Source organism: Leucogemmata humicola, assembly GCF_055379415.1.
In genome coordinates, this window is sequence record NZ_AP040875.1 from 1,144,617 (window position 1) to 1,168,286 (window position 23,670).

At 63.0% G+C, this 23,670-nt stretch carries 19 protein-coding genes; 6 read left to right on the forward strand and 13 right to left on the reverse strand.

Annotated features, from left to right (window positions below):
- Positions 1-23 precede the first annotated feature (23 nt).
- The 7 genes from AC6H4Z_RS04770 to AC6H4Z_RS04800 form a co-directional block, all read right to left on the reverse strand.
- Complete coding sequence (locus tag AC6H4Z_RS04770) at positions 24-611, reverse strand: C40 family peptidase (protein ID WP_497545589.1); 588 nt, start codon at positions 609-611, stop codon at positions 24-26.
- 109 nt (positions 612-720) lie between these two features.
- Positions 721-1,350: a 7-carboxy-7-deazaguanine synthase gene (gene queE, locus AC6H4Z_RS04775; protein WP_497545590.1), complete on the reverse strand. Its 630-nt coding sequence runs from the start codon at positions 1,348-1,350 to the stop codon at positions 721-723.
- A gap of 14 nt (positions 1,351-1,364) precedes the next feature.
- Positions 1,365-2,057, reverse strand: coding sequence for a 7-cyano-7-deazaguanine synthase QueC (gene queC / locus AC6H4Z_RS04780; RefSeq protein ID WP_497545591.1), 693 nt, complete (start codon positions 2,055-2,057; stop codon positions 1,365-1,367).
- Positions 2,057-3,178 carry a trans-sulfuration enzyme family protein gene (locus AC6H4Z_RS04785; RefSeq protein ID WP_497545592.1) on the reverse strand — a complete coding sequence of 374 codons (1,122 nt, stop codon included), beginning with the start codon at positions 3,176-3,178 and terminating at the stop codon, positions 2,057-2,059. The genes queC and AC6H4Z_RS04785 overlap by 1 nt, the downstream gene beginning before the upstream one ends.
- A 160-nt stretch (positions 3,179-3,338) precedes the next feature.
- Positions 3,339-5,048 (reverse strand): methyl-accepting chemotaxis protein, encoded by a 1,710-nt coding sequence (locus tag AC6H4Z_RS04790; RefSeq protein WP_497545593.1) that lies wholly within the window; start codon positions 5,046-5,048, stop codon positions 3,339-3,341.
- On the reverse strand, positions 5,045-6,133 hold the full coding sequence (locus tag AC6H4Z_RS04795; RefSeq protein ID WP_497545594.1) for an ABC transporter substrate-binding protein: 1,089 nt from the start codon (positions 6,131-6,133) through the stop codon (positions 5,045-5,047). Before AC6H4Z_RS04795 ends, AC6H4Z_RS04790 begins: the two co-directional genes overlap by 4 nt.
- Positions 6,134-6,230: 97 nt before the next feature.
- Positions 6,231-6,635, reverse strand: coding sequence for an OsmC family protein (locus AC6H4Z_RS04800; RefSeq protein ID WP_497545595.1), 405 nt, complete (start codon positions 6,633-6,635; stop codon positions 6,231-6,233).
- Between the two features lie 196 nt (positions 6,636-6,831).
- Here AC6H4Z_RS04800 and AC6H4Z_RS04805 point away from each other — a divergent pair, with 196 nt between their 5' ends.
- From AC6H4Z_RS04805 to AC6H4Z_RS04820, 4 genes are all read left to right on the forward strand, one after another.
- Entirely contained in the window at positions 6,832-7,500 is a 669-nt protein-coding gene (locus AC6H4Z_RS04805) for a hypothetical protein (RefSeq protein ID WP_497545596.1), read from the forward strand.
- 245 nt (positions 7,501-7,745) lie between these two features.
- Positions 7,746-8,555, forward strand: coding sequence for a hypothetical protein (locus tag AC6H4Z_RS04810; protein WP_497545597.1), 810 nt, complete (start codon positions 7,746-7,748; stop codon positions 8,553-8,555).
- 106 nt (positions 8,556-8,661) lie between these two features.
- The gene (locus AC6H4Z_RS04815; RefSeq protein ID WP_497545598.1) at positions 8,662-13,368 is read left to right on the forward strand and encodes a tetratricopeptide repeat protein; all 4,707 of its coding nucleotides are present in this window, start codon (positions 8,662-8,664) and stop codon (positions 13,366-13,368) included.
- Positions 13,369-13,511: 143 nt separating this feature from the next.
- Entirely contained in the window at positions 13,512-14,546 is a 1,035-nt protein-coding gene (locus AC6H4Z_RS04820) for a sigma 54-interacting transcriptional regulator (protein ID WP_497545599.1), read from the forward strand.
- A gap of 85 nt (positions 14,547-14,631) precedes the next feature.
- Here AC6H4Z_RS04820 and AC6H4Z_RS04825 read toward each other — a convergent pair whose 3' ends face one another.
- Genes AC6H4Z_RS04825 through AC6H4Z_RS04845 form a run of 5 tightly spaced genes read right to left on the reverse strand, consistent with a single transcriptional unit; the run spans position 14,632 to position 19,331 of the window.
- Positions 14,632-15,309 carry a dienelactone hydrolase family protein gene (locus AC6H4Z_RS04825; protein WP_497545600.1) on the reverse strand — a complete coding sequence of 226 codons (678 nt, stop codon included), beginning with the start codon at positions 15,307-15,309 and terminating at the stop codon, positions 14,632-14,634.
- 24 nt (positions 15,310-15,333) lie between these two features.
- A complete protein-coding gene (locus tag AC6H4Z_RS04830) occupies positions 15,334-16,374 on the reverse strand; it encodes an agmatine deiminase family protein (RefSeq protein ID WP_497545601.1) in 1,041 nt (346 codons plus the stop codon).
- A gap of 23 nt (positions 16,375-16,397) precedes the next feature.
- On the reverse strand, positions 16,398-17,333 hold the full coding sequence (locus AC6H4Z_RS04835) for a carbon-nitrogen hydrolase (RefSeq protein ID WP_497545602.1): 936 nt from the start codon (positions 17,331-17,333) through the stop codon (positions 16,398-16,400).
- Between the two features lie 53 nt (positions 17,334-17,386).
- Complete coding sequence (locus AC6H4Z_RS04840; protein ID WP_497545603.1) at positions 17,387-18,715, reverse strand: DUF4147 domain-containing protein; 1,329 nt, start codon at positions 18,713-18,715, stop codon at positions 17,387-17,389.
- 10 nt (positions 18,716-18,725) lie between these two features.
- A complete protein-coding gene (locus tag AC6H4Z_RS04845) occupies positions 18,726-19,331 on the reverse strand; it encodes a peroxiredoxin (protein WP_497545604.1) in 606 nt (201 codons plus the stop codon).
- 216 nt (positions 19,332-19,547) lie between these two features.
- Here AC6H4Z_RS04845 and AC6H4Z_RS04850 point away from each other — a divergent pair, with 216 nt between their 5' ends.
- Together AC6H4Z_RS04850 and AC6H4Z_RS04855 are read left to right on the forward strand one after the other, a co-directional pair.
- Positions 19,548-20,048 carry a YMGG-like glycine zipper-containing protein gene (locus AC6H4Z_RS04850; protein WP_497545605.1) on the forward strand — a complete coding sequence of 167 codons (501 nt, stop codon included), beginning with the start codon at positions 19,548-19,550 and terminating at the stop codon, positions 20,046-20,048.
- A gap of 81 nt (positions 20,049-20,129) precedes the next feature.
- Entirely contained in the window at positions 20,130-20,747 is a 618-nt protein-coding gene (locus AC6H4Z_RS04855) for a DUF1003 domain-containing protein (protein WP_497545606.1), read from the forward strand.
- Between the two features lie 90 nt (positions 20,748-20,837).
- On the opposite strand, the gene acnA is transcribed toward AC6H4Z_RS04855, so the two are convergent.
- Positions 20,838-23,564, reverse strand: a complete 2,727-nt coding sequence (gene acnA, locus AC6H4Z_RS04860) for an aconitate hydratase AcnA (RefSeq protein WP_497545607.1) — start codon at positions 23,562-23,564, stop codon at positions 20,838-20,840.
- Positions 23,565-23,670 lie beyond the last annotated feature (106 nt).

Genomic DNA, 23,670 nt, shown 5'->3' on the forward strand with positions numbered 1-23,670 from the left:
AATCCATTCAAAACAGCGGAACGCTAGTGGTTGGTCTTGCCCGGCGGAGCCGAGATGACCATCAGCGCCGGAAGACTATCTCCGGTGGCGACGATTCGTCGCGCGCCGCGCCAACCCTTGATGAGCGGCGAGTACGGACGGTCGATCGCGCTCTCGATCACCTTACCGGCAACGCTGCTGGCATGGACGTACCGTCCGTCGCCGACATAGATGCCGATGTGGCTGATCGCGCTCTTCTTGGTCTTGCCGAAGGTGAGCAGATCGCCCGGGAGGAGACGGCTCGTGTCCTTCGTAACCGCCAGGCCCTGCTTGGCCTGCTGCTTGGCCGTGCGCGGCACCTGAAGGTTGAGCGCCTGCATGATGTAGCTGACCAAACCGCTGCAGTCAAAGCCCTTCTCAGGCGTCTGACCGCCGGTGCGATAGCGCTTGCCGATCTGCGCCCGAGCCATCTGGACGACTGAATCGCGGATGGACTCCGCCGAATTGCTGAACGCCGCAAACGGCTTGGCTGCCTGCTGTGCTCCAACCAACGTCATAGGCGCGCACAGTGCCGCCGTCGTGCAGAGCACGATCGCGAGGCGCAGTGGGCGTGTCGATGACTTTGGGTTCATGGCAGCTTCACAAGATTACGAACGTTGGCCGACAAGTCTAGGACCATGACTGATCGGGGTCAACAATGCAAAAACATAGCGAACTCGGCCGTGCCTGGTATCACACTAACTATCTGATCTTGAGCACCTTATGCGCCTGGACACTCAATCGCCACCAGGGATGCGCCAGGCAGTATTCGATCGCCGCTTGGGTATTCTCCGCGGCGCGGGGACCGTCCATCGGCTGGAGGAAGAAATGGCCGAATTCCAGCCCTCGTACGCTCTCTGGATCAAGATCGGCTTGGGGGAACACAAGCTTGAGTTCATCCCCTCTTTTCAGCTTGAGCTCAGCCCGCGCCTTTGGGCTGACGCAGATCCAATCGAGGCCGGCCGGTGGTTCCTGCGTCCCGTTCGTCTCCACGGCCACGGCAAAGCCGCGGGCGTGCAGCGCATCAATCGCAGCCTCGTCGAGCTGAAGGAGCGGCTCGCCCCCGGTGCACACGACGAATCGATTTTCCGTATCCGACTCCGGCCACCGCGAGGCGATCGCGTCTGCCAACGCCTCAGCCGTCGCGAACTTTCCACCGTCCGGGCCGACGCCCACGAAGTCGGTGTCGCAGAAATCGCAGATCGCCGAGGCGCGGTCCGACTCACGGCCCGTCCACAGATTGCAGCCCGAGAAGCGACAAAATACCGCCGGACGTCCGGCGTTCGCTCCCTCGCCCTGCAGCGTGTAGAAGATCTCTTTGACGGTGTACATCCCGCCTAATATCGCTACCGGACCACGTACGGTGCGGGATCGACCAACCCGGCCTCAGCGAAGCCACGCAGGCGTAGCTGGCAGGCGTCGCAATGGCCGCAGGCCGCGCCAGAGGCGTCGGGATCATAGCAGCTCTGGGTGATCGAATAATCCACCCCCAGCTCCACGCCGTGGCGGATGATCTCGGCCTTGGTCAGGTCGATCAGGGGCGTGCGAATATGAATCGGGTTTGTGCCTTCGACGCCGCCGCGCGTCGCGAGGTTGGCCATTCGCTCATACGCAGCGATGTACTCGGGCCGGCAGTCCGGATAGCCCGAGTAGTCGAGCGCGTTCACGCCAATGAAGATGTCGCCCGCGTCGAGCACCTCGGCCCAGGCCAACGCGAACGACAGGAAGATGGTGTTTCGCGCCGGCACGTAGGTAATCGGAATGCCGTGTTGGTTCGCGGCATTCACGTCGCGGTCCTTGGGGACTTCGATGTTGCTGGTGAGCGCCGAGCCGCCAAACGTGCGCAGATCGATGTCGACGATCACGTGGTCCGCGACGCCGTACGCGGCTGCGACGCGACGCGCAGCGGCAATCTCGGTGACATGCCGCTGGCCATACCGAAAGGTCATGGCGTGCACCGATACTCCATCCCGGAGTGCGTGCGCGAGCAGCGTTGTCGAATCGAGACCGCCGCTGAGAAGCAGAACCGCCTTCGACATCAGCCGCGCAGGGCCGCGTCGAAGTCGTCCTTCAGATCTTCGACGTGCTCGAGGCCGACCGACACGCGAAGGAGATTCTCCGGCGCGCGCGTGCCCGGACCTTCGACCGACGCACGATGCTCGACCAGACTCTCTGTGCCGCCGAGACTCGTTGCCTGCGTGAAGAGGCGAAGACGACTCGCGATGGCCATCGATTCCTCGCGGTTCGCGCCGGCTTGCACTGACAGCATTCCGCCGAAATCAGACATCTGTCGTTTCGCGATGGCGTGCGCCGGATGCGATTCCAGCCCCGGATAGTGTACCGCTTCGACCTTTGGATGCACGGAGAGAAACTGCGCCAGCGCGTTGGCGTTCGCCGTCTGCGTTCGTACTCGCACCGCCAGCGTCCGAATTCCCCGCATGATCAGCCAGCAGTCGAACGGCGCAGCGACTGCGCCGCCCGACATCTGAATTGCGTTGATGCGCTGAGCAAGGTCGTTGTTCTCGCGCGAGACCAATGCACCACTCAACACGTCGCTGTGGCCGCCGAGGTATTTGGTAGTCGAGTGCATGGAGACGTCGGCGCCGAGGTCGAGCGGTCGCTGCAGCACCGGCGTGCCCCAAGTGTTGTCCACGGCACAGATGGCGCCGCCGCGATGCGCGATCTCGGAGACCGCGGCGATGTCGACGACTTGCAGCAACGGGTTCGACGGCGTTTCGAGCCACACGAGCTTCGTGTTGGGCCGCATAGCCGCCTTCACGTTGTGGATGTGCGTCATGTCGACAGACGACACCTCCATGCCCCACGGTCCGAAGATGTCGCGCGCCAACTTCGTCGTGCCGAAGTACGCGTCGTCCGGAAGAATGACGTGTGCGCCAGGCCCGAGCGCTTGCAGGAGCGTCATCGTTGCGGCGGAGCCCGACGAGAACGCTGCGGCCGTGGCGCCGCCTTCGAGTTCGGCGAGACAACGCTCGAGTGCGGCGCGATTTGGATTCTGGTAGCGCGAGTAGAGGAATCCGGCTCGATAGCTCCCGTCGGCTTCGCGCGCAAAGGTCGTGGAAAGGTGGATCGGCGGTGTCACAGCGGCCGTGGTCGGATCGACATCGTGGCCAGCGTGAACGGCTATGGTCTCGATACGCACTTGGCGAAAAGCGGAAGAGGTGGAAGGCTGATCCAGGGAAGAAACAAGGGACTAGGCCGTAGGCGCTAGGCACTGGGCGCTAGAAAACAAGGAAAGGGGGAGCGGCCATGGCCGCTCCCCCTTCGTCCATCTCTCTAGTGTCTAGCGCCCAGCGCCTAGCTCACGTTCTCAGTCCGCCCACCAACTCTCGCAGTTGCGTGGAGCCGGCCAGAAGAACATTTGACGCCGACGTCATCTGTTCGCATGCGGCGCTCTGTTCCTGCGTCGACGCGTTCACCTGCTCGGCGGCTACGGCGTGGCCCTCGGCAGTCTTGGCGATCGATTCGAGACTCGATGCGGCGGTGGTGACGGCGTAGGCGTTTGCCTCGGCCGCACCGGTTACGCCAACCGCTGCGACGCGTGTGCGCTCGGCGGCCTGGCTGATCACACTCAACGCACTGTCGATATCACGTGACACGCGCTCGATCTCGCCGACGCGGCCGGCGCTTGCTTCCATGGCGCGTGTGCTCGTGGTGACGCGAGCCGTGACTACGCCGGTCATGTGGACGATGTCGTCGGCCGCCTTTTGCGACTGCTCGGCAAGCTTTCGCACTTCGTCGGCAACCACGGCGAACCCGCGGCCGGCGTCGCCTGCACGGGCGGCTTCGATGGCGGCGTTCAGGGCGAGCAAGTTCGTTTGATCGGCGATTTGTCCGACTGACGCGACGAAACGATTGATGTCGGAGACCGTGCTATTCAGCGCGCGGATTTCTTCGGCGGCGCGTTCGACGCTCGTCTTCACGTCGACGAGAATGCCGAGCGCCCGGTCGATCTCGATTCGCTTTGCCTGAGCCGCGCCTTCGATGCTGCGCGCGAGCTCGGTCACTTCCGATGAGCGTTCCTTTACACCGTCGGCGGCTTCACGAATTTCCTGCAGCGTGTCATCGACGGTACGAAGCTTCTTCACCTGCTCGTCGGCACCGTGCGACACTTCCGTCATCGCCGTCGCCATCTGGCTCGCGGACAGAGAAATCTGTTCGCTCACCGACGCGAGATCGTGCGCCGAGCTGGAAACGTCTTCCGCCGTTCGCGCTGCGACGGAAACGATTCGCGAAAGCGACTCGCCCGTCTGATTCATGGCCGATGCGAGAATACTGAATTCGCCCGGCATGTCACCTTCGGCGCGACTCGAGAGGTCGCCGTCACGCTGGCGACGAGCATGCCGCACGAGAATGTCGAGCGGTTCACCGATTCGGCGCACCGTGTACATGACGACGACAATGGCCAGCACCAACGCCATGCCGATCAAACCAAGGAGCCAGGCCGAGCGTCGATCGGTTTCGTCGGACAGTCGTAGGCGCGCAGTCGCAACCTTCTGTGCTTTGACCGCGCCGAGTCGCTCGATGTTGTTCAGCAGATCGTCGATCGAGCCGCGTGCTTTCATGGCGACGCTCTGCGCCGCCTCGGTTCGACCGAGATCTGCGAGCCGGTGGGCCATGGCGTACGACACTTCCATTGCCGACAGCTTGTTGTCGATCGATGCGACGATTGCGACTTCCGTGGCCGCCTGATTCGGGCGGTCGTTCATCTGTCGCTGAATTTCGTGCGCGGCCCAACCGTAGCGTCTAAAGGCGTTCTGCGCGGCGGAGTCTTTCGTTTCCAGATAGCGCGAACCCGCCTCGATGGTCTTCGCAATGTCGGCCGACAGGGAGCTCGCGAGCTGCGCTTCCGTCTGAACTTCGGCCAGGGTTTGCGTAATCGCCGTGGACATTCCCGTGAACGACCGTCGTGCGACGACGCCGGCGACAACGAGCAGAGCGACGAGCACACCGAAGCCCTGCCACAGGCGTCCGCGAATGGTGTTCAGGCGCACGCGTGAGAGTCGCTTCACTGGTTCGACTCCACGAGTAGCGCGCCCTGACGGACACGCGTCATGACCATGCGCTTTCCGATTGGATCGCCGTCGGCGCCGAATCGAATCGTGCCGGTCACTCCGCCGTACTGTTCGGCGGTGGACAGGTTCGCGAGGTAGTCGCGAATCTTGATGCGATTCGGACCAACTTTCTCGACCGCGGCAGCGAGCAGCTTCGTCGCGTCGTAAGCCAAGGCTGCGTTTCCGTCGGGGACCGCGTTGTTGTATTTCCGCTTGTATGCCGCGACGAACGCCTGCACTTCAGGGCGAGGATCCTGCGCGCTGAACGGAGCGCCAACGTAGATGCCCTCGGCGAGCGCATTGGGTGCGAGTGTCTGCCAGCCATCGCCACCAACGAGGTCCGCGGTCAACTGCTGCTTGCGCGCTTCCTTGAGAAAGGCGATGCCCGACGCGTCGGTGCCCGCGACGAAGACCAGATCAGGATGTGAGTTCTTATACCAGCTCACGAACACTTCGAAGTTGCCTTCGCCTTCACCGATCGGATCGATGCTGACGATCTGGCCGTGGAAGCTCTTGCGGAAGTTGTCCGCGAGCCCGCGACCGTACGGATTGTTTTCGTAGAGAACGGCGGCGCGCTTTCGACCGAGCTTGTCGGCAAAGCGTGCAATGGTGAGTCCGTTGGCTGAGTCGCTCGGAATGACGCGAAATGCCCAGGGCGAAATGCCGGTGAGGCTTGGCGACGTGGCCGTGGTGGCAACTGCCGCGAGATGTTTATCGTAGACGTGCGCCGCCGAGACCATGGCGCCAGAGTTCACGTGTCCAACGACGGCGACGATCGAGGTGCTATCGACGAACTGCTGAGCGACCGCGCTGGCGCGAACACCGTTGCCTGAGTCGTTGGCGAAAACGATCTCGAGCCGGCGATCCTTCGACCAGGCTGGGCTGGCGTTGATCTCGTCGACGGCGAGCTCGATGCCTTTCTTGTTGGCATCGCCGTACGCCTCGTTCCATGGGCCTGCGGCGCCAAATACAACGGTGCCCGCTTTCGTTTGAGAGCAGGCCGTGAGTGCGAGCAGTAGTAGCGAGCGTCTGTAGACCGACATCATCCGGCCGGGCCTGGGAAGGGAGCCGAGCTACGTCGCCCTGGCACAGCGATGACGACACATACGCTGGGGGTGTAACAGCTTATGCCCTTGCGATCTAAGTCGCGGCCGATGTCCCGACGGCTAAAGGTGCGTTCGTTCCGTCGACTTCAATCTCGGGCGGATGCTGGAGCGTCGCGTGAACCGTGCAGGCTTCGACCACCCGTTTAGCGGCGGCGAGACGGTTGGCCGGCAGCGAAGGCCAAGTGAATCGCAGGTCGTATCGTCCCACGCGATATGGGTTTTCGACGAACGTCCACGCAACCTCGAGCGATAGATCGCTCGATTGCAGTTCGGCGGTCTCGGCCCACACGAAAAGCACGGACAGGGAACAGTGCCCCAGTGCGCCGGCCATCATATGAAAGGGCGAGAAGCTCTGCTCAGGCAAAACGGACTCGATGGTCAGCGAGTCGCCAACAGGCTCCAAGCGAACGGCGGTGTCGGACAGCAGAGTGAGCTTCATGGGTGGTCAGTGGCGTTCTCGCCGCATGGTGCACGATCCAAGCCCTGATGCGATTCGTGCCAACGTGCAACGAGACGTTGCAATTCTCCGACGCGGATTATCCCTGTGGCGTGCTGGCCGATAATTCGAGTTGCCTGGTGCGTCCGCGATCGACGCGGGTCGCTGAGAAACTGGCGCACATCGAATACGAGCAAGAATGCCGACGGAGGCAGTGGTGAAGATTGCATCGAGACTCGCACCGTTCACGTTCGCACTTCTAGTCGCGAGCTGCAGCGAGAACGTGGTTGCACCGCAGAACGACTCGGCCGATCAGCTGGCCATCGCGCCGTCGGGCGGCGTCACGCAGTCGCTGACGGTTCGCGATACGACATCCTTCGGTATCACGATCGATCCGTCCCGAGTGACGTACTTCAATCTCGGCGCCGGCAACTCGATTTCGTTCCCGGCGCATTCGCTGTGCGATGCAAGCCAATCGTCGTATGGTGCGACGGAATGGGACAAACCGTGCTCGCTGGCTTCGCGGCCCGTCACGGTTCAAGTGAAGGCGTGGCTCGACGCAGGCGGACATCCACGCGTGGACTTCACGCCGAATGTGAGATTCGCGCCGTCGTCGACGCCACTGGGTTGGGTCGTGCTGACGTTCGCCGATCGACAGGCCTCGCTCGATCCAATGTTCGACATTCGATACTGTGCGTCGCCCGCGAGTGCGTGCACTAATGAAGCGGCGACGGATGCGTCCCTTCGCACGGCGCATGATCCGATCAGCGGCAAGGTGACGCGACGGATCAAGCACTTCAGCGGCTACAACGTCACGGCAGGTGTCGACGATGCCTCAGGTGAATCCAGCGCGATGAAGCGTCGATAGGGTTCGCGGCCGTGAGGCAAATGAGCGCGTGCAATCGATGGTTGATTGCACGCGCTTTTTTTGTTGCTCGGCAGCGCGACCGGTGCGCTGCGTCACATTGTTCCACTCTGCAACGATGTGTTGCAGTCGCTGAGGAAAGATTAATCCGCAGAAACTTGCGCCGATAATTCGACATGCAAGCTGCACCCATCGCCGTCGAGGACTCCTGGCGATGAGCAAACAGTCAAGTGCCGATGGAGGCTTTGATGAACAAGGGACTCAGCGCCGTTTTGATCGCAATTACCGCGGGACTTGCCGCGTGCAGCGACAACACGGTTGCACCGCGTAGCCAGGCGATCGACGCCTCGGCAGATGGGCAGGGCAACGGAGCCACGACGGCGTTGACGCCGTGGGACACGATCCGCTTCAGCATCACCATCGACCCGTCGCGTCAGACAGTCTTCAACCTCGGGGCGGGCAACACGATCACGTTCCCGGCGCACTCGCTATGCGACCCGAACAAGTCGACGTACGGCGTCACCGAGTGGGACAAGCCGTGCGTTCAGGCGACCATAACGACGACCGTTCAGGTCAAGGCGTGGACGGACAAGGGTGGCCATGCTCGGCTCGACTTCGACAAGCATCTCCGCTTCGTCCCAACGGCCAGCGCTGCGGGTTGGGTTGTGCTGACGTTTGCCGACGCCGAGGCCGCGCTCGATCCGTTCTTCAATATTCTGTACTGCCCGCAATCGACCGGTGCGTGCTACGACGAGTCGAAGACGGACGTGTCGCTGCTGACGGTTCGCAATCCGCTCACCGGTAAGGTGACCCGCCGCATCAAGCACTTCAGCGGCTACAACGTCGCGGCAGGCGATGATCAGCCGAGCGATGGCGCCTTCAACCTCGCGGCAGGCGGCGAGAGCGTCCTCTCGGTGTCCACGGCGGATTTGAGCCTCGATGACCTAGAATCAGTCGCGCGGGCGCACCCGCATCTCAACCCGAGCCAGGTGTCGATGATGCTGACCAACATTCGATTCGTGCGCCAGTTCTCCGGTTATATCCTGGCCTCCGGCTGAGACCTGCCGATACTGGCTCAGGGGGCGTGCGTGTTCGCACGTCCCCTGTGTCAGTTTTTTTTACTCCCTCCCTCATGAGACACGCAGTGGCGAACCCCGAGTGACGATGGCGGCCTCGGTGGAAGTGCTCATCCAACAGGCGCAGATAGCCGAGCGCGAAGGCCGGCGAGACGACGCCCGCTCTCTATATGAGCGCGCGTTGTACTCGCTCAAGCGCGCGCACGACGGTCGGGTTGCGTCGTCGCTGCTGCGCTGGGTTGGACGCACATACCAGCTGGATGCCGACGTAGACAGCGCACGCGACTGTCTCGAGGCCGCCATCGCGGTCGGTGAGCTTACCGGCGACGCGGCTGCCATTGGTCACGCGATCAACGTGCAGGGGAACGTCGAACAGCAGCAGGGTCACCTCGATCAGGCCGAGGCGCTGTATCTCCAGGCGCGCTCGCACGCCATCGACTCGGGCGAAACGCGGCTCGCCGCCATGACGGCGCAGAATCTCGGCGTCATCGCCGCCGTTCGCGGCGATCACGAGAAGACGCTCCGCTACTATAAGACCAGTCTCGCATCGTACCGCACGCTTGGTGCGCCGAAAGAAGTGCTCGGCGCGCTGAACAACATGGGTATGCTGTGCACCGACCTCGAACGTTGGGACGACGCCAATCGCGCGTTCGAAGAGGCCGTACAGATTGCTGAAGCGCTCGGCGACATCCCGGCTCGTATTCTCATTGAAGTCAACCGCGCCGAATTAGAGATCGTGCGCGGCGATTTCATCGCCGCTAAGGCGGCGTGCGAGCTCGCGCTATCATTGTCCGCGCAGACGCAGGACTCGATTGGCCGCGGCGAGATCGAAAAGAATCTCGGGACCGTGGCTCGCGAGATGGGCGAGCTATCTGTGTCCGAAGAGCATTTCGAGCGTGCGCAGCGCATCGCCGTCGACCGTCGCGACATGCTGCTCTCGGCGGAAACCGCACGCGAGCACGCAGAGCTCTGTCGCAAGCAGGGGCGCAATCGCGACGCGCTGATGCACCTGAATCGCGGCCATCGGATCTTCTCGCAGCTCAATGCCAAGCGCGATCTCGCCGACCTCGATCGCCGCAATGCGCGTCTCGAGCGCGGCTTCATCGATGCCGTGCGGCATTGGAGCGGCTCGATTGAATCAAAGGATCGATACACACAGGGCCATTGCGAGCGCGTTGCCGATCTCGCGTGCGCGCTGGCGCTGCGCGCTGGACTCGAGCCGCGCGAGTTGTTCTGGTTCCGCGTTGGCGCGATCGTGCACGACGTCGGCAAACTGATCATCCCGTCGGAGATCCTGAACAAGCCGGGCAAGCTCGCGCCCGACGAATGGGAGTTGATCAAGCGACATCCGGTCGCCGGCGTCGAGATGCTGTCGGACATGGATTTCCCAGGCGACGTCATCCCGATGGTGCGCTCGCACCACGAGCGATGGGACGGCCAGGGTTACCCCGACAAGCTCGCGGGCGAAGATATTCCGCGAAGCGCGCGAATTCTCTGTATCGCGGACGTGTACGACGCACTGATGTCCAAGCGCAGCTACAAGGGCGCGCTATCGCATGAAGCCGCGATGGAGATCATGCGGTCCGACGTCGGCCGACAATTCGATCCAGAGCTGTTCGTGCAGTTCGAGGAGTTGACGCGCACACGAGCGCCGTCGCTCCGTCAGCGGGTCGTGGTTGAGTCGAAGGCCGCCGATCGCGCAGCCGTTCGCGATCTCAGCATCTCAGGGCCGTCGGACGATCTCACGGGCCTGCTCATGCGCCGGCCATTCGTCGATATCGCGAACAAGATTCTCTCTGAGCGTGGTCCGTTTGCCACGATTTCGCTCATCGCAATCGACGTCGACGAATTCAAGACGGTCAACGACACGCACGGCCACTTGCAGGGCGACGCGGTGCTCCGCGTCGTCACCGGAACGCTCCGTGAGCTCGCGCAATCGACGGGCATCATTGGCCGATATGCGGGCGACGAATTCCTTGTACTCCTGCCGCATACGCCGGCTGACGAAGCGGCGGAGTTGGCGGAGCGAATTCGTAGCACCGTTCGCCGGGCCTCGGTTCCGTTGCGTGAACGTTCCGGCTCCATTTCGGTGTCGCTCTCGATTGGCGTGGCCGCGGCGCGTCCAGACCACACTGACTTCGACTCGCTGTTCGAAGCGGCCGACCGCGCGCTCTACGAAGCGAAGCGTCGCGGTCGCGACACCGTCGTATCGGCGGCCGAGACCGAACAGGAAGAGCAGGAACCGACGATCAACCTGAAGCAGTTCGTTGGTCGCGAATCGGAAATGCAACGTCTCACGCGTCTGCTCGAATCGACGATGGAGAGCGGGCCGTATCTCGTTTCCGTCGTCGGTGAAGCGGGCGTTGGAAAATCGACGCTCGTGCGCCGCCTGATGAGTGAGGTACGCTTGCGTGCGGGATCGCTCGCCACCGGACGCTGCGTTGAAGCGGACGCGAAGCCGCCGTACGCGCCGTGGGCAGAAGTCATCGCTGGCATCCATCAACTGGGCGTCGTTCCGGCGCATGATTGGCGCGAGCTCTCCCGCCTGGTGCCTGCACTCGGCTCCGGACTGCACGAGCCGAGTGGAAACAAGTACACGCTGTTCGACGAGATCGTGCAGTATCTGCGACTCGCCGCCGCCGCGCGCCCGACCGTCATCATTCTCGATGACATGCAGTGGTCGGATTCGGCGACGTGGGACGTGCTCGAGCATGTCATGGCGCAGTTCGATCAGGAGCGCTTGCTCATCTGTCTCACCATGCGTTCCGAGGATACACGCGGTGAAGCATCGGAACGTCGCCATCGCCTCCTTCGCGATGAGCGATTCAGCGAAATCGAACTGTCGCGCCTCACGCAGGCCGAAGTGCAACAGTGGCTGGCCGGTGTGTTCGCGGGCGACGCAAGCCGCGAACTGCTCGCCTATCTGCAACGCTACTCTGAAGGCAATCCGCTACTCGCCACGCAGCTCGTGCGCATGTTGCTCGACGACGGCGCAGTGCGGTACGAGCACGGTCGCTGGGCGCTTCGATCGGAGCGCGAGCGCGATCTTCCCGCGGCGCTCACCGGCCTCATGGATCGTCGCCTCGAACGGCTATCGGCCAACACTCGCCGGATTCTCAACACGGCCGCGGTGATTGGCCGGGCGTTCGACATCGACCTCGCTATGGCTGCGGGTGCCGGCCCCGAAGACGAAGTGCTCGACGCACTCGACGAAGGCATGGCGCACGCAGTGATCGAGCCGGCGCGAGAGATGAGCGGCAGCGATTTCTCGTTCACGCATGGACTACTCGTGGACGCCGTTCGGCGTACGATCAATCCACGCCGCCTGGCGCGAATTCACGAGCGGGTCGCCGTGGCGATGGAGCAGCGTGTGCCGGACAACGCCGCGGAGATCGCCATTCACTACGATCGCGCCGGAATTCCCCACAAGGCTTTCCGACACGCGATGGCCGCAGGCGGTTCGGCGCTCACTGTATACGCACACGCCGACGCGCGTCGCTTCTTCGAGATCGCGGAGCGCGCGGCGAGTGAACCGGTCGAGCGTGCGCAGGCGCTGCATCGGTTGGCCGAAGTCGCGGAAACAGAAGGGCGCTATGCGCTCACCGAAGAATTGTGCGATCGCGCTCTCGCCGGTCTTGCCGGTCGCGCAGACGATCATGCCATTCTCGGCCTTCGTCGAATGCGTGAACGCACGCGTGCTCTGCAGGGGCAACCTGCTGCGGAAACGATTGCGGCCTGCCGCGACTTGCTGAACAAGGCGCGCATGCTCGGTGATCGATCGGAGCAGGCCGCGCTGTTGAACATGATCTCGCAATACCAGGGTCGCCTCGGCGACTGGAAGGACGCAGAGGAAGTTGCACGTGACGCAGTCGCTGCCGCCGAGGAAGCGAACGACGGTCGGCTCATGGCGGAAGCGCTCACGCGGCTCGGCACATCGATGATGGACCGTCGCTCGGACGAAGCGAGCCAGAACTATCATCGCGCGCTCGCTCTCTTCAGAACCGTGGGCGACCGCTGCGGCGAAGCCCGTTGCTACATCAACATCGGCATCATCCACCAGCGCGCGGGTCAGGTTCCCGCGGCCGAATCGGCGTACGACCGTGCGCTCGAAGCCGCTACGAGCGCTCACGCGGTGGATCTTGCTGGTCTCGCGTCGCTCAATCTCGGCGTACTGTATCTGCGGCGCGGACAGACCGATCTGGCAAGCGAGCGATATAGCGAGGCGCTGGAGCGCTTCACCGAGTCGTCGAACGAGTCGCATCGATTGGCGACGCTGTACAACATGGCGCACCTGGCGCGCGAGGGCGAAGACTGGGCCACTGCCTCGGCGTTGTACGATCAGGTCGTGGCGGTTGCCGCGCGGATCGGCCAGCCGGACGTGGAACTCGGTGCCCGCGCGGGGCAGGCATTGGCGGCGCTGGCGGTTGGGGCTCGGTCGGTGGCTGAAGATGCCATGCGCTGGATTCGCGCGAACGTGGAGCCGCGTCCTGAATGGTGGTTCCAGGGCCGTGATCTCGTCGACGCGCTTCGAATCCGTCTCGCGGCCGAACGTGGTGACGATGCTCACGCCATGCGACTGCTGCACGAAGCAGTGGCAATTGCGGGCCGATACGACCCGTACGTCGCTGCGTATCTCGTGGCCGAGTGCGCGCCGTCGCTCCGTCGTTCGACAGAGGCGTTGATCGCGCTGATCGACCAACTCAGCCCCGAAGTCGAGGCCTTGGGCTTCGCCGGCGTCGCTGAGCGCCTGGCCGTGTTGCGCATTGCCCTCGGCAGCACCACACAAGCGGCTTAACGTCGCGACGCTGTGAGATGTCTCACACGGCGGCCACAAAGCCGCTGTGCGGTTTCCGCGTTTGGCTGCCGATACTGATGTGAGAAGGCGTGTGTCGCTCACGCACATGCGCGAAGGCAGTTCTTCTCGATCGTACTCCTACCATGACAGCGCCATCCTTAAAACAAGCGGCTCCCGGTTCACGCGAAGCGGCTGACGAGTTTGCAGCCATCGTCGCGGAGAGCGCGGGAATGCGTCACGCGCTGCACATGGCGCGTCGGGTCGCAACGACTCCTCTTCGCACTCTGCTGCTGAACGGCGAAGCCGGCACAGGCAAAGAGCTCGTCGCGCGGTGTATTCACAACGCCGGGCTGAATGCGAACTCGCCATTCGTCTCGATCAACTGCGCATCGATTCCGCTGCCGCTGCTCGAAGTGGAACTGTTCGGCATCATGTCGGCTCGTAGCGATGCGCCGCGCAAGCTTGGCGTGCTCGAACTCGCGGGACGCGGCACGGTGTTCCTCGATGAAATCGGCGAGCTACCGGTCAGCCTGCAGGACCGTCTGCTTCGCACGCTCGAGGAATACAGCATTCCGCGCTTCGGGATTGGCAACGAGTCGCCGGTGCATTGCCGCGTGATTGCGTCGAGCAAGTCGCGTCTCGAGGACTACGTCACGGCTGGGTTGTTCCGCGAAGATCTGCTCGCCCGCCTTGCCGTCCTGCGTATCGAACTCCCGCCGCTGCGCGAGCGCGAAGACGACGCGCGGTTGATTGCCGATCGTCTGCTCGCCGACGCATCGCGTCTGCAGGGCATTCCGCGCCGTCAACTCGGTCTCGACGCGATTCCGCTGATGCGGTCGCACCGCTGGCCGGGCAACGTCCGCGAACTCAAGCATGTCATCGAGCGCGCGATGGTGGTGTCGGACAGCCCGCTCATTGGCGCTGATCACCTCGTGATCAATCAGCGTCGTACTGGTGCGGGTGCAGTGCGCGGCGCAACGACCTTCGGCGAAATCCGTATTCCGGCCGACGGCAAGCGTCTGCGGGACATCGAGCGTGAAGCGCTCGAGCTCACGCTACAGCTCACGGATTTCAATCAGAGCGCGGCGGCGAGAATCCTGTGCATCTCGCGCCCAACGCTGGCTCGCAAGCTCCGCACGTACGGGCTCGAGAAGCACGCGACGCCGGCGGACAAATAGCGATCGGCGGTTGAGCTACGAAAAACACGAAGGGCACGGAGGAATTCGATTCCTTCGTGCCCTTCGTCGTTTTCCCGTGCTCGAACTACACCAGGGCCGACCGCAGGAACTTCAGGGTACGATCCCACGCCAGCTTCGCAGCTTCGGCGTTGTAGACCGCTGGGCGCTGATCATTGAAGAAGGCGTGGTCTGCCTCGTAGAAGTGCGTCTCGACCTGTTGCCCGACATCGCGGATTCGCTGTGTGAGAGCGTTGGCGACGTCTGGCGGCGTCGATTTGTCGCGCGTCGCGAAGTGCTGCAGCACAGGCCCCGACAGCCGCGCGACGTCGAGCGTAACGGCAGGGTGCACGCCGTAGAAGTTCACTGCTGCGCCAATGCGATCGGGATAGTCCGTTGCCGCGAAAAGCGCGAGCTGGCCGCCCATGCAGAACCCGATGGTTCCGACCTTTTTGGGTGATACTCCGTCGAGACCGACCAGGTAGTCCGCGGCGCCACGCATGTCCTTGCCCGCCTCGGCGATGTTGAGTGCCATCATCAGCTTGCCGGCGTCGTCGGGACTCTTGGTCTTCTCGCCGTGATACAAATCCGGCGCGAGTGCGAAAAACCCTTCGGCGGCGAATCGGTCGGCAACGTCGGTGATGTGCCCAACGAGGCCCCACCACTCTTGAATGACGATGATTCCCGGACCGCGGCCCGAGGCCGGCTTGGCGAGGTATCCGTCAGCGGTCCGACCATTGGCCTTGAACGTCACCATCTCGCCCATGAGTGTTTCCTCAAGTTTGCGTGACTACTTACCCTGCGGCTGTTGCTGCGACAAACAATGGAGTGTGCCGAGTCCCCACACGAGATCGACGGCGTGAATGCCGACCACGTGACGATCGGGAAACAGTTCGGCCAATGTGTTGAGCGCAACGCGATCGTTGGGATCGTTGAAGGTCGGTACGATCACAACCTCGTTGGCGATGTAGAAGTTTGCGTAGCTCGCGGGAAGCCGCTCGCCATTCATCTCGACGGCGCGAGGGTAGGGGAGTTTCACGACGCGTAGCACGCCGTCGCTGCCGCCCGCGAGCTGCAGCCGATCCCAGTTGTCCACCGACCGACGATGGTTCTCGTCGTCCGCTGGATCTTCTTCATAGGCGAGGACGATCACGTCAGGCGCCGTGAAGCGCGCGATGTCGTCGACATGGCCGTGCGTGTCGTCACCGACACAGCCTTCACCCAACCAGATCGTTTGCCGAATGCCAAGCGCGTCGCGAAAAACCTGTTCGTAGCCGTCGCGCGTGAGGCCTGGATTGCGCGATTGTATCGGCGAGAGCAGACACTCTTCGGTCACGAGGAGCGTACCCTGACCGTCGGTGTCGATCGCGCCGCCTTCCAGGACCACGCGCTCGCCGTTGTCGGGGCGCACCGGCTCGATGCGTTCGAGTCCCGTGATTCGTTGCACCGCTTCGCCGACCTTCGCGTCGAGCTCGAAGTTCGGATACTTCGCCCACGCGTTGAACTTCCAGTTTACCAGAACGTTCTTTCCGTCATCGCGCCGAACGACTGTGGGGCCGGAATCGCGAAGCCAGACGCGATCGTTCGGAACCACGTGAAGACGATAGTTACCGGCAACACCGTGCGCCGCCAGCGCCGCCTCGGCGTCGGTCTTCACGATCTCGTCGTGACACAAAATCTCGACGCGCTCGTGCCGGTGCAGCACGCGCACGATCTCCGCGTACACCCACGGAATGGGCGCGAGCTTACCGGGCCAATCTGGCTCGTGGTGCGGCCACGCAATCCACGTTGCGGCGTGCGGCTCGAATTCGGCCGGAAAACGATAGCTCATCGAACGTCCGTGTGAAGCGCGCGCTACGCGCCGAGGTAACGGCTCAGAATCGGCGCGTAGGCGTCGATGCGACGATCACGCAAGAAGGGCCAATTCCGACGCGTGTCCTCGATGATGCGCGGATCGCACGTCGCGACGAGAATCTCGGTATCCGTTCCCGCCTCAGCGATGATGCGACCGAACGGATCGGCGATGAACGAATTGCCAAAGAACTCGATGCCATTCGTGCCCGGCTCGTCTTCGTGGCCAACGCGATTCGGCGACGCGACGAATACGCCGTTCGCGATCGCGTGCGACCGCTGCATTGTGCGCCACGCCTCGACCTGCGCCTTTCCGAACTCCGCCTTCTCCGCTGGATGCCAGCCGATGGCCGTGGGATAGAAGAGGATGTCCGCGCCGAGCAGCGACGTGATGCGCGCCGCTTCCGGATACCACTGATCCCAGCAGATCAACACGCCGATGTTGGCGTAGCGTGTTTTCCAGACGCGAAAGCCACTGGCCTGCTTGGCAATATTGCCAATCGCGTCGATGCGATCGTCGATCGCGGCGTCGCCCGGCGTGAAGTAGTACTTCTCGTTGAAGAGCGGATCGTCTGGAATGTGCATCTTGCGATACACACCGAGGAGCGAGCCGTCGGCATCGATGATCGCCGCGGAGTTGCGGTATACCCCAGCCGCCTGGCGCTCGAAGATCGGCACGATGAGTACGATCTCGAGCTCCTTCGCCAGCGCCTGCATACGATCCGTCGTTGGACCCGGAATGGATTCGGCGAGATCGAATCGCTCGCACTTCTGCGACTTGCAGAAGTACGGCGCGTTGAAGAGTTCCTTGAGGCAGACGATCTGCGCGCCGCGCGCTGCCGCTTCACGAACTCGTGCGACAGAGAGCGCGACGGTTTCCGCCGCGTCGTGACTCGCCGAGTCCTGGATGATGCCGATGGTAAATGGAGAGTGCGCCATGGGGCGAAACCTAAAACGACCGTGGAGCGCTTGGGAAAACCCAAACGCTGGTGTTACACCAGTCCGATGACCACGTCGTTGACGTTCGTGCCCGTCTCTCGGCGAGGAATCAGCACGTTCGCCAGACGGAGGGCGCCGTTCGACTCGTGCGAGGCGAGCGCGTGCATCGGGTCTCGGCCCGCTGCGGCGATCGCTCCCCATGTAGACGCGTCGACGATTGCTCCGGCGGAGTCCGTCGCTCCATCGCGGCCGTCAGTGCCCGCAGCGAGCAGCGTGATGCCGCTTGCCTCCGCTCCAGCGGCAGCGAGAATGCGCGCGGCCGCGAGCGCCAACTCCTGACACCGGCCGCCACCAGTGCTGCGACCGGCCTGCGGTCCGGCGCCGAGGTTCACCGTGGTCTCGCCGCCCCAAACGACGCAGCGCTTGGATGCGCCGGCCGCGCGAAGCGCGATCAGATGGCGCGCAATGGCTTCGCCGGCTGCGCCAGCGTCACCTGCCATGCGTTCGTCGATGATCTCGACTTCGAGATTCTTCGCGCGCGCTTCGGTGGCCACGCCGTCGATAGCCATGCGGTTGTTGCCGATCACTCGCGCGCTGACGTGGGCGAATGCAGGATGTGCCTTGGTTGGCGTTTCCGGAATCGCTCCGCGTCCCACCGAAGTGAGATAGTCGCGATACGCTTGAGGAACGCGCGTCGCGAGTCCGGACTTTTGCAGAATTCCGAGGACGTCTGCCGCGGTCGCGGTGTCAGGGACACACGGTCCGGAGCCGATCACCGCGAGATCGTCGTCCGTCACGTCGGAAATCGCGAGGCAATGTGTCGCCGCCGGAGCGAGCGCGAGCGCCAGGCGTCCACCGCCCCAGCGAGAAAAGCGCTTACGAACCGTGTTCGTGGTCGCGATGTCGAGTCCCGAGCCGAGCAGAAGCTCATAAAGCAGCGAGACGTCCGCTTCGCTCATTCCGCGAAGTGGCGCCCCGATCAGACTCGATGCTCCGCCGGAGATGAGTACGATCGCGACGTCATTGCCGCGGCGACCGGCGCTCACGTCGGCAATCTTCGCCGCAGCGGCGAACGACGCCGCGCCAGGAACCGGATGATCGCCGCGCACGGCGACGATCGTCGGATATGGAGACGCCGCGCCGTCGGTACTCACGACGACGCCGCCAACGATTGCGTGGAGTGATCGGAGGAGCGACGTGACGGCAGCCGTCGCCATTGGCGTCGCCGCCTTGCCGAATGCGAAAATCCAGACACGCGCGTCGCGGTTGATCGACAGCGCGTCTACCGCTCGCGCGGTCGCCGCACTCGGCGACGCCGCGGCAATCGCGGCGTCGTACAACTCGGTTACCAACTCCCGATGGAAAGTGATCGGGCCCGTCATGGTGCTGGAGCTAATGCGATCCTCCTCCTCCAGGCGGCTTCAGCGTTGCAGCGACGTCGTTCCCCAGCTCGGTGTACGCCTCTGCCGACAGGACATTGAATTTCATGATGCGCGCGGTGATGCGACCATCGGGTGCAACGACGAACACGTTGCGTGTATCGAACTTTGAATCAGCAGACCCATACAGCTTTGCAACGGTCTGATCGGTGTCGCTGGCGAACAGATTCGGGAAACCCGAGTCGTGCGCCCAATTACTCAGTGTCGTGTCGGCGTCGGTGCTGATTCCGAGGACAACGACCTTGAGGCCTTTATTGAAGAGCGTGGCGTACTGATCACGGTACGCCTCCATTTGAACCGTTCAGCCTTTTGTCCTGGCCTTTGGGAAGAAGGCGATGACGACAGTCTGACCGCGGAGTTCGCTGAGTTTGACGGGCTGTTTCAAGAGCCCGTATCGGGTCGCCCCGGGTAGCGTGAAGTCCGGCGCCATCTGGCCGACCGTCGGAGCAGTCGCGGCCGTTCCGGGCTGTGGCGTCGGCTGCTGCGCACTGGCGGTGGCAGCAAGAGCCACCAGCGCGAGCGACAGCAGACTCGTGCGTTGTAATGCGATGTGTGTCATGTGAATGCCTTGTGATCCAGGTCACGTGAAGATGTCCGTTTCAGATCGACGACGCAATGTCCATCCCGCGAGCGGCGTTCCTCGATGGAGGACAACCAGATGTCACAGAAATGGACGAGCTCGTAGCTCAACTGCGCATTAAGAGGCTTTAGTGCCGGAACGGCCCCTGCTAATCACTGCGTTGCCAAGTACGGCCACCCCTGGAAGGAGATCGCGATGCGCACCCTGAATAGTCTGACGGTTGTCACCCTGGCGACGCTTGCCGTTGCTTGTGGGAGAAGCAAATCGCCGGCGTTGGATGACGCGCTGAAGACTGACCTCGCGCTTGCCTCGCAGGCGCAGGGGTACAATCCGCAGCAGTTCGTTTCGCCGACGGAAGCGGGGTACGCCAACCAGACGCAGTACGCACCGCGCACGCTCCAGCCAACGGCGCGTCAGACATCCGCGCCGGTTCGTAGAACGTCGACTGCTCGACGCTCGAGTGGTTCGTCGAGCTCGTCGGGGAACGGGGGCTACTATCCCGCGCCAACTCCGCCTACGACGATCGAGAAGCACACCGGCCGTGACGCCGCGATCGGTGCGGCTGCAGGCGCTATCCTCGGCGCAACGACGAGTCGTGACAAGGTGAAGGGCGGGATCATCGGCGCGGCGGCGGGCGGAATTCTCGGCGCGGTGATCGGGAATAACGTGGACGTACATAAGAAGACAGGCTGGTAGCGAGGACGGAGGCGTACGCGTGACGCCGTACGCCTCACGCCGCACGTTTAGAAGGCGTGAATCTGGCGTTGTAGCGGGTCGATGACCGATGTACCCGACGTCCAGCCTCACGCACTTGGAGACGATCAGCCCGATCGCCGGCGCCGGCGACTCATAGCCAATCGCGCCTTTGGCGCACTCAAGGCGCAGCATTCCGCCGAGCGGACGGTGGTCGAGGCGATCGCCGACCACCTCAACGATATGGCGTCGTCGACGCCATACCTCGTACTGCACGTGGTGTGGTTCGTCGTGTGGATTCCGTGGAATCTCGGATGGATCGGCCTCACACCAATCGATCCGTTTCCGTTCGGGCTCCTCACGATGATCGTGTCGCTCGAAGCAATCTTTCTCTCGATCTTCGTGCTCATGGCGCAAAAGCGAGAGTCCGCTATTGCCGAGCTGCGCGAAGAGCTCGCTCTTCAAGTGAACCTGCGCATCGAGGAAGAAACAACGAAGACGCTACAGCTCGTTGCCGGACTCTACACGCGACTCGGTCATCGCGTGGCTGAGGATCCCGAGCTGCGCGACATGATGGAGCCGCTCGATGTCGTTGGGCTCGAGCGAGCGTTGGCGATGCAGATCGCCGAAACTGCGGCCACGCGACGCGCGCGGAAGCATGGAATGCCGCACGTGACGCCGCAGGAGCAGCCCGAGGCATAGGCCAGCGTCTGCGCGCCATGCACAGGCGGAAAGCAAAAGAGGGAAGCGCACCGCGCGCTTCCCTCTTCGCTGTTCTGTCCCTCGTTGGTGTTAGCGCCCGGAGACCAGCTGTCGCAACACGTACGGAAGGATGCCGCCGTTCTTGTAGTAGTTCATTTCTTCAGGCGTATCGATTCGCGAGAAGACGGTGAACTCCTGCGTCTTGCCGCTCGGCGGCGTCACTCTCACGGTGAGCTTTGCGCGCGGCTTGAGGCCGGCGTCGAGCCCTACGATGTCGTACGTCTCGAACCCGGTGAGGCCAAGCGACTGCCGCGTGTCGCCATTCGTAAACTCTAACGGCAGCACGCCCATGCCTACGAGGTTCGAGCGATGGATGCGCTCGAACGACTCGGCGATCACGGCCCGAACACCGAGGAGCAGCGTGCCCTTGGCCGCCCAGTCGCGCGACGAACCGGTGCCGTATTCCTTGCCCGCGACCACGACGAGCGGCGTGCCGGCCTTCTGATGCGCCATCGACACGTCGTAGATGAACTCCGGCTTGCCGCCGATGTCCATCGCCGAGAAGCCGCCCTCGGTCCCAGGGACCATCTCGTTGCGAAGGCGGATGTTGGCAAAGGTGCCACGCATCATCACTTCGTGATTGCCGCGTCGTGCGCCGTACGAGTTGAAATCCTTCTTCTCCACGCCGTGCGCGATCAACCACTTTCCGGCCGGGCTCGACGCCGGAATGTTGCCCGCCGGTGAGATGTGGTCCGTCGTGATCGAATCGCCGAGCATTGCGAGGGCACGCGCACCGGTGATTGGGCGAATTCCCGGTGGCTCCATCGTCATGCCTTCGAAGTAAGGCGGATTCTTCACATATGTAGAATTGCCGTCCCACGCGTAGGTCTCGCCCGTCGGCACATCGAGCGACTGCCACTGCTCGTCGCCCTTGAACACGTCGGCGTACTGCGTGCGGAAGAACTCGGCCTTCACGCTACGACTCACTTCGTCGCTTACTTCCTGCGGCGTCGGCCAGATGTCGCGCAGGAACACGGGACCGTCGCTACCGATGCCGATCGGTTCGCGCGTGAGGTCGAGATCCATGCGGCCGGCGAGCGCGTACGCCACGACGAGCGGCGGCGATGCGAGGTAGTTGAAGCGCGTGAGCGGATTGACGCGGCCCTCGAAGTTGCGATTGCCCGAGAGCACTGCCGCAGTCACCAGCTTGTTGGACTCGATCGCCTGCGAGATCGACTCGGGCAGCGGACCCGAGTTGCCGATGCAGGTCGTGCAGCCGTAGCCCACGAGCTGGAACCCGAGCTTGTCGAGATACTCCTGCACTCCTGCCTGATTCAGATAGTCCGTCACGACCTTCGAGCCCGGGGCAAGCGACGTCTTCACCCACGGCTTGGTCTTCAGGCCTTTCTTCACCGCGTTGCGCGCCAGCAATCCCGACGCGAGCATCACGCTCGGATTCGAGGTGTTGGTGCAGCTCGTGATCGCGGCAATCACGACAGCGCCGTTGCGCAGCGTGAACGTCTCACCGTTGTACTCTACTTTCACGCCGCCCTGATCTTCGTCTTCAGCGACCGCAACCGCGGTTGCAGCAGGCGCCGCACCCTTGCTCGCATCGGCTGCCAACGCTTCGCGGTACATCGCCTTGGACTTCGAGAGCGGAACACGATCCTGCGGACGCTTGGGTCCAGCAAGGCTGGGCTCAACCGTCCCGAGATCGAGCTCGATCGAGTCGGTGAACTTCGGATCGGGAGTGGCGTCCGTACGGAAGAGGCCCTGCTCCTTGGTGTACGCCTCGACGAGCTTGACGTGATGCTCCGGTCGGCCGCTCAGTCGGAGGTACTTGAGCGTTTCCTCATCGACGGGGAAAAAGCCCATCGTCGCGCCGTACTCCGGCGCCATGTTGGCGATCGTCGCGCGATCCGCGAGGGGCAGCGACGTCAGTCCCGTTCCGTAAAACTCCACGAACTTTCCGACGACCTTTTTCTTGCGAAGCATCTCGGTCACGGTGAGCACGAGATCCGTCGCCGTGGCGCCTGGCGGAAGCTTGCCGTGGAGCTTGAAACCAACGACTTCGGGAATGAGCATCGACACCGGCTGACCCAGCATTGCCGCCTCGGCTTCGATACCACCCACGCCCCAGCCTAGCACGCCCAGGCCGTTGATCATCGTCGTGTGCGAGTCCGTGCCGACGAGCGAGTCTGGATACGCCACCGACTCACCGCCCTCCTCCGACACGAACACCGTCTTGCCGAGGTATTCGAGATTCACCTGGTGACAGATGCCGGTGCCCGGCGGAACCGCGCGGAAATTCCGCAGCGCGTCCTGTCCCCAGCGCAGGAACACATACCGTTCCTTGTTGCGCTCGAATTCGAGCTCGGTGTTGATCATGAACGCTGCCGCTGAGCCGTATTCGTCGACCTGCACCGAATGGTCGATGACGAGGTCGACGGGCTGAAGCGGATTGATCCGCTGCGGGTCTGCGCCCAGCGCTTTCATGGCATCGCGCATCGCGGCGAGATCGACGACCGCCGGAACGCCGGTGAAGTCTTGGAGCAGAACGCGGCTGGTGCGGAACGCGATTTCTTTCTCTTCTTTGCCTGTAACGTCCCACTTTGCCATCGCGTCGATGTCGCCCTTCTTCACGAAAGCATCATCTTCGTTCCGCAACAGATTCTCGAGGAGAATCTTGAGGCTGAACGGAAGCTTGGCGGCGTTACCGCCGGACGATTGATCGAGGGCAGCGAGGCGAAAGATCGTGTAGGTCTTTCCGTCGACGGTGAGCGTCGCGCGGCTGCCGAAAGAGTTCTTGCTTGTCATGGGATTCGTCTCTCGAGCCCGGCCAACTCTGTGGGGCCGATGCGAGGGTAACAGACGGAGCCACTGACGGGGCGCGCACGCCATCCGCCAGGCTACTGAAGAATCT

Excerpts from the sequence above, each read along its gene's own strand:
- AC6H4Z_RS04770 (WP_497545589.1), bottom strand. The coding sequence starts at position 611 with ATGAACCCAAAGTCATCGACACGCCCACTGCGCCTCGCGATCGTGCTC.
- queE (WP_497545590.1), bottom strand. The coding sequence starts at position 1,350 with ATGTACACCGTCAAAGAGATCTTCTACACGCTGCAGGGCGAGGGAGCG.
- queC (WP_497545591.1), bottom strand. The coding sequence starts at position 2,057 with ATGTCGAAGGCGGTTCTGCTTCTCAGCGGCGGTCTCGATTCGACAACG.
- AC6H4Z_RS04795 (WP_497545594.1), bottom strand. The coding sequence starts at position 6,133 with ATGTCGGTCTACAGACGCTCGCTACTACTGCTCGCACTCACGGCCTGC.
- AC6H4Z_RS04800 (WP_497545595.1), bottom strand. The coding sequence starts at position 6,635 with ATGAAGCTCACTCTGCTGTCCGACACCGCCGTTCGCTTGGAGCCTGTT.
- AC6H4Z_RS04805 (WP_497545596.1), top strand. The coding sequence starts at position 6,832 with ATGCCGACGGAGGCAGTGGTGAAGATTGCATCGAGACTCGCACCGTTC.
- AC6H4Z_RS04810 (WP_497545597.1), top strand. The coding sequence starts at position 7,746 with ATGAACAAGGGACTCAGCGCCGTTTTGATCGCAATTACCGCGGGACTT.
- AC6H4Z_RS04815 (WP_497545598.1), top strand. The coding sequence starts at position 8,662 with ATGGCGGCCTCGGTGGAAGTGCTCATCCAACAGGCGCAGATAGCCGAG.
- AC6H4Z_RS04820 (WP_497545599.1), top strand. The coding sequence starts at position 13,512 with ATGACAGCGCCATCCTTAAAACAAGCGGCTCCCGGTTCACGCGAAGCG.
- AC6H4Z_RS04825 (WP_497545600.1), bottom strand. The coding sequence starts at position 15,309 with ATGGGCGAGATGGTGACGTTCAAGGCCAATGGTCGGACCGCTGACGGA.
- AC6H4Z_RS04830 (WP_497545601.1), bottom strand. The coding sequence starts at position 16,374 with ATGAGCTATCGTTTTCCGGCCGAATTCGAGCCGCACGCCGCAACGTGG.
- AC6H4Z_RS04835 (WP_497545602.1), bottom strand. The coding sequence starts at position 17,333 with ATGGCGCACTCTCCATTTACCATCGGCATCATCCAGGACTCGGCGAGT.
- AC6H4Z_RS04840 (WP_497545603.1), bottom strand. The coding sequence starts at position 18,715 with ATGACGGGCCCGATCACTTTCCATCGGGAGTTGGTAACCGAGTTGTAC.
- AC6H4Z_RS04850 (WP_497545605.1), top strand. The coding sequence starts at position 19,548 with ATGCGCACCCTGAATAGTCTGACGGTTGTCACCCTGGCGACGCTTGCC.
- AC6H4Z_RS04855 (WP_497545606.1), top strand. The coding sequence starts at position 20,130 with ATGACCGATGTACCCGACGTCCAGCCTCACGCACTTGGAGACGATCAG.
- acnA (WP_497545607.1), bottom strand. The coding sequence starts at position 23,564 with ATGACAAGCAAGAACTCTTTCGGCAGCCGCGCGACGCTCACCGTCGAC.